This is a genomic window from Bradyrhizobium sp., from assembly GCF_016462955.1.
Lineage (GTDB): Bacteria > Pseudomonadota > Alphaproteobacteria > Rhizobiales > Xanthobacteraceae > Bradyrhizobium.
The window spans coordinates 8,729-10,268 of record NZ_JAEMSD010000055.1; the positions used below are offsets into that span (position 1 = coordinate 8,729).

Genomic DNA, 1,540 nt, shown 5'->3' on the forward strand with positions numbered 1-1,540 from the left:
ACAATGACCATGGCGATGAACCAGATCGAATGGAACAGCGTGAACTGGTCGACGGCGACAAAGCGCACGTAGTAGGCCCACAACGCTCCGGCGATCCCCGCGTAGAACGCGCCGATCAGAAAGGCGATCGCCTTGGTCCGCACAACATTGATCCCCATCAGGCCGGACGCGACGTCGTCGTCGCAGACTGCGACGAAGGCGCGTCCGTGCCGGCTGCGCACGATGCCGTAGGCACCGAACACCATCAGCGCCGTCACGCCCAGACAGAGATAGTAGATCGACGTCTCGCTGACGAAGCTGAAGCCGAAGATTTGCGCCGGTTCCAGCGTCAGACCGTTCGATCCGCCGAACCACGACTGCGGCAGATTGAGGATCAGGAAATGAAACAGGGTCTGCGCCGCGATGGTGGTGAGCGCCAGGTAAAAGCCCTTGATGCGAACCGCAGACAAGCCAAAGATGAAGCCAAATACTGCAGCGGCGCAGCCTCCGAGCGGAATGCTGAGCCAGAATGGCAGATTGAACTTGATGGCCAGCGCACCGGTGGCGTAGGCACCGACGCCCATGAAGGCGGCTTGGCCGAGATTGATCTGGCCCGCATATCCCATGTTGATCTGCAGGCCGATCACGACCACGGCCATGATCAGCATGTTGGTCGAGATCGCGACGAGGCGCGGTCCCAGAACATGAGGCAAAACGGCCAGCGCGACGAGAAACACAATGAGCGCGATCCATTGCCCGCGGGTGCGGATCAAGGCCTTATCGCGTTCGAAACTGGTGGCGAATACGCCTGCCGGATCCATCGGTCAGACCCTTTCGATGGTCTTCCAGCCGAACATCCCGGTCGGCCGAATAAAGAGGATGAGCAGCATGATGATGAATGGGAATACGGTGCCGATCGCGCCCCCAACGATCGGATCGAGATAGGCGGTCACGAGCCCCTGAATGATGCCGACGATAAGGCCGGCCAGCAGGACGCCGGCGATCGCCTCGAAACCCGCCAGCAGCGCCACCGGCAATGCTGCGAGGCCGATGTCGGAGGCAAGAAAGTTCAGCGACTTTCCGCTGAGGAAGATGACGGCGCCGAGTGTCGACAGCACAGCGCCGAGGATCCATGCGAACGCGATAGAGCGCTTTACCGAAATTCCCATCGACAATGCCACCTGGTGATCCTCGGCGACCGCCGTCATGCGCAGCCCGGCCCGCGTTCGGTTGAAAAACCACGACAGACCGAAGCCGACGATCACCGTTATCACGCCGCCGATGAGAAGCGAGCGAGGGATCAGAATCTCCCCGATGATCACCGGCTGAAGCGGGAATATGATTGGGAACGAACGCACCTGCGGCCCGAACAGCACGAGGATCAAACCGCGGATCAGGATGAGCAGCCCGATTGTAACCATGACCATGGCGAAGACCGACTCACCGGCAAGGCGGGAAAAGAAGACGCGCTCGACCAGGAGTCCGAACAGTGCCGCCGCGACGAATGCGAGCGGAAGACCGATCGAGAGCGGCAATCCGAGCGAGGCGACCATCCACCAGA

Annotated in this window: 2 protein-coding genes; both read right to left on the minus strand. The window is 60.8% G+C overall.

The window, feature by feature from the left end:
* On the minus strand, window positions 1–752 hold a 752-nt coding region (locus JHD07_RS08870), incomplete at its 3' end, for a branched-chain amino acid ABC transporter permease (RefSeq protein ID WP_291621150.1).
* Between the two features lie 51 nt (window positions 753–803).
* Complete coding sequence (locus JHD07_RS08875) at window positions 804–1,532, minus strand: branched-chain amino acid ABC transporter permease (RefSeq protein WP_291621152.1); 729 nt, start codon at window positions 1,530–1,532, stop codon at window positions 804–806.
* Window positions 1,533–1,540 lie beyond the last annotated feature (8 nt).

Coding starts and splice junctions, on each gene's coding strand:
- JHD07_RS08875 (WP_291621152.1), bottom strand. CDS start 1,532: ATGGTCGCCTCGCTCGGATTGCCGCTCTCGATCGGTCTTCCGCTCGCA.